We start from the raw sequence: 4,423 nt of genomic DNA, 5'->3' as shown, positions 1-4,423 counted from the left end.
ACTTCGACGTGCGCTCCTCCGCCTCCATCCCCGTCAGGGTGAGGTCGCGCAGCGTGATCTCCGAGACCGGCGTGTTCTGGAGCGTGAGTGACACCTGGAACAGCGGACTGCGGCTCAGGTCGCGCTCGGGCTGGAGTTCCTCCACCAGCTTCTCGAACGACACGTCCTGATGCGCGTAGGCACCGAGCGTCACCTCTCGCACTTGCGCCAGCAGCTCTCGGAACGTCATGTCCCGCGACAGGCGTGCTCGCAGCACCAGCGTGTTCACGAAGAAGCCGATCAGCCCCTCTGTCTCCGCGTGGGTTCGTCCCGCGATGGGTGAGCCCACGCTCACATCGCTCTGGCCCGTGTAGCGCGACAGCACGGCTTGGAATGCCGCCAGCAACACCATGAAGACAGTCGAGCCCTCGCGTCGCCCCAGCCCCTCCATCTCCCGCCACAGCGACTTGGGCCACGCGACGTGCACGTTCGCACCCCGGAACGTCTGCGCCGCCGGGCGCGGACGATCCGTCGGCAGCTCCAGGGCTCTCGGCGCTCCGGTCAACTGCTGGCGCCAGTACTCCAGCTGCGATTCCAGCACCTCCCCCTTCAGCCACGCGCGCTGCCACAGCGCGTGGTCGGCGTACTGGATCGGCAGCTCCGGCAACGTCGACGGTCGGCCTTCGACGCGGGCCTCGTAGAGCGCGGACACCTCTCGCACGAGGATGCCCATGGACCAGTAATCCGAGACGATGTGGTGCATTACCAGCACCAACACGTGCTCTCGCTCCGACAACCGCAGGAGCGTCGTGCGCAGCAACGGCCCCGCTTCGAGATCGAAGGGGCGCTGCATCTCTTCCTCGACGCGACGCTTCGCCGCCTCACCACGCTCGGGCTCGGGCAGCGTGCTCAGGTCCACGCGCGCGAGCGACAGCCCGACCTCCGCTGAGATGTGCTGCCGCGGCAGCCCATCGACCACTCGGAAGGTGGTGCGCAGGGACTCGTGTCGTGCGACCAGGTCCCGGAAGCTCTGCTCCAGGACCTCAACCTCCAGCGTTCCCGTCAGTCGCACGGGTGCCCAGAGGGTGTACGACGTGTTGCTCGGATCCAGCTGGGCCAGGAACCACAGGCGCTGCTGGGCGAAGGACAGCGGCGTCTCGCTCCCCGGAGCCCTGCGCCCAAGCGGCGGGGCGGGCACGCCAGCGGTCGCCACCGCCCGCGAGATGTGCTGGGCGATGGCCGCCACGGTGGGCGCTTCGAAGACATCTCGCAGCGGCAGCTCGATGCGGAAGGCCTCGCGGACCCGGGCGACGAGCTGCATGGCGAGCAGCGAGTGCCCACCGACTTCGAAGAAGTTGTCGTGGAGCCCCACCGCCTCGACCCGCAACACGTCGGCCCAGACCCCCGCGAGGATCTGCTCCGTCGGAGTGCGAGGCGCCACGCGGGCCTCGGGGCGCTCTGTGCTCGCCGCCTCCGGCGACGGCAACGCGTGACGATCCACCTTGCCATTGGGCAACAGGGGCAAGCGCTCCAGCACCACCACCGCCTGAGGCACCAGGAAGCGCGCCAGCCGAGTCTCCAGCTCGGCACGAACCTGTCTTCCCTCCAGCGCGTGTCCCGGCCGAGCCACGACATAGGCCACGAGCCGGCGATCTCCCGGGACATCTTCTCGAACGAGGATCAACGCCTCGCGCACGCCTGGATGCGCGAGCACGCCAGCCTCGACCTCTCCCAGCTCGACGCGGTGACCTCGAACCTTGACCTGCGCGTCCGCGCGGCCGAGGTACTCCAGGCCCCCCTCGCGGCGCCACCGGGCGCGATCCCCCGTGCGATAGAAGCGCTCGCCCTCACCCCAAGGCGACGGGACGAACCGCTCCGCCGTCAGGTCGGGCCGCCCCAGGTAGCCTCGCGCCACGCCTTCGCCGCCCACGAACAGCTCACCCACCACTCCGACGGGCACCGGCTCCAGCGCGGCATCGAGCACGTAGACGCGGACGTTCGCGAGCGGCCGGCCGATCTCCACCTCGCGCCCCGGGACCTCCTCGGACGCGGCCAGGTCCACCGAGGTCGCGACCGCGGTGACCTCGGTGAGGCCGTACGTGTTCAACAGCGGAATCGAGCCGCCTACGTGCCGGCGCCACTGGGAGACGCGCTCCGGCATCGCGCGCTCTCCGCCAATGACCACCCACCGGAGACCCGAGGGCAGCCGAGCCTTGCCCTCCGCCAGACGCGCGGTCACCTCATGCCAGAACGCCGTCGGCAGGTTGAGCTGGCGAATCCCCGCCGCGTCGCACTTCTCCAGGAAGGACTCCGGGACGTCGAGCATCTCCGGCGTCCGCAGGACGAGCGTCCCGCCTTGCGTCAGGCAGGGGTACAGCTCCTCGGCGCTCGTGTCCCAGCTGATGGACGCGAACTGGAGCACGCGATCGCCCGGTGCCACGGGGAAGGCCTGCCATGCCGCACGCGTGAAGTTCACCAGCGAGCGGTGCTGGACCACGACGCCCTTGGGACGCCCCGTCGAGCCGGAGGTGTAGAGGACATAGGCAGCGGCTTCGCCGGGCACCTGCACGCCCAGCGGGCTCGACTCCACCGACGCATCGTTCGCCTGACGCGCATCCATCCAGCGAGCGGTGATGGGCCCCAAGCGCTCGCGGAGCGCCGCGCTGCCCACGATGAGGCGCGCGCCGCTGTCCTCCAACATGAAGGCGAGCCGCTCCGGCGGGTACTCCGGATCCAACGGGACGTAGGTGCCTCCGGCCTTCAGGATGCCGAGCAGCGCGGTCACCAGCTCGATGGAGCGCTCGACATGGACCGCCACGCGCGTCTCCAGCCCGACGCCGAGCGACCTCAGTCCACGCGCCACGCGGTTCGCTCGCGCGTCCAGCTCGCGGTACGTCACGGCCTCGGCGCCCGCCATGACGGCCAGCGCCTCCGGGGTCCGAGCCACCTGCGCCTCGAGGAGGGCGTGGATGCTGTCGGGCCCCGCATGAGGGCGGCGCTCCCCATTCCACTCGACCAGCAAGCGATGCCGCTCCGCTTCGGAGAGCAGCGGGAGCCGCTCCACGGCGCGCGCCGGTGTGGACACCGCGCTCTCCAGCAGCACCTCCAGATGCGCCAGCATCGCGTCGACGGTCGCGCTGTCGTAGAGGTCCGCGTTGTAGGTCGCGCTGAGCAGGATGCCCGTGGGCCCGCGCGCCATCATCAGGGTCAGGTCCAGCTCGGTGCTGGTGGCGTCCGCGTCCAGCGTGCGCACTCCGAGCCCAGGCACCGCGCGGGTGCTGGGCAGCGCATCGAGCTGGCCAAACAGCACTTGAAACAGGGGCGCGCGGGTCAGGTCGCGCTCCACGCCCAGGGCCTTCAGGAGTGGCTCGAAGGGGACATGCGGATGTGCGAACGCCTCCACCGTGCCGAGGCGCGCGCGCCGCAGCAGCTCGCGGAAGTGGGGACGGTCGGAGAGGTCACCGCGCAGGACGAGCGGCTCGAAGAAGAGGCCAATCAACCCCTCCGTCTCCACGCGATCGCGGTTCGCATACGGCGCGCCCAGGAGCACATCGCGCTGTCCTGAGTAGCGAGACAGCAGGGCCTGGAGCCCCGCCAGCATTGCCATGAAGAGCGTCGCGCCCTCCTCGCGCGCCAGTGACTCCAGACGCTCCGTCAGTCGCACGGAGAGCAGGGCCTTGCGCTGCCCCGCCGCGCCCGTGGCCGCGCGTCGCGGGCGATCCGTGGGCAACTCCAGCGCATGGGGCGCTCCGGCCAGGCGCCGCCGCCAGAACTCCAGATGCGCATCCAGGGCCTCGCCTCGGAGGCGGCCACGCTGCCACACCGCGTAGTCCGGATACTGGAGGGGCAGCTCGGGCAGCGGCGAAGGCTGTCCGCGCGTGAATGCGCCATAGAGCGCCACCAGCTCATGGGTGAGCACGCCCATGGACCAGCCGTCGGAGATGATGTGGTGCATCACCACGCGCAACACGTGGCGCTCTGGCGAGAGTCGCAGCAGCGCCGCGCGAATGAGCGGTCCGGTCTCCAGCCGGAAGGGCGTGCGCATCGCTCGCTCGATGCTCCGCACGACCTCCGCGTCGCGCGCCTCGGGCCCGAGGTGCGTGAGGTCTTCCCTTTCGAGCACCAAGGTCCACTGCGGCTCGACGAGCTGCACGGGCGCGCCGCTCGCCTCACCGAAGCGGGTGCGCAGCGCATCGTGACGCCGGACGACCTCCTGGAAGGCTCGCTCCAGGGCCGCGACATCCAGGGCCCCCGACAGCTCCACGACCAGCGGCAGGTTGTAGGCCGGGAGCCCGGGCGCGAGCTGCTCCAGGAACCACATGCGCTGCTGGGAGAACGTCAGCGGCAGCGCCGGGCGAGGCTTCTTCTCCAGACGCCTGGCCAGAAGCGCGAGCTTCTCCTCACGCGTCAGCGTGGGCTTCTTCTCCGTCCCGTTCCCCATGGT

1 protein-coding gene is annotated in these 4,423 nt (G+C 70.4%); it reads right to left on the bottom strand.

All coding sequences use genetic code 11. The annotated features are described in order from the left end of the window. A partial coding sequence (locus tag JGU66_34895) for an amino acid adenylation domain-containing protein (protein ID MBJ6765971.1) occupies window positions 1-4,420 on the bottom strand: 4,420 nt, incomplete at its 3' end. Window positions 4,421-4,423: the final 3 nt, after the last annotated feature.

The organism is Myxococcaceae bacterium JPH2, assembly GCA_016458225.1.
GTDB lineage: Bacteria > Myxococcota > Myxococcia > Myxococcales > Myxococcaceae > Citreicoccus.
Note: the sequence above shows the minus strand (reverse complement) of the source record. Positions and strands in the feature narration are given on the sequence as shown.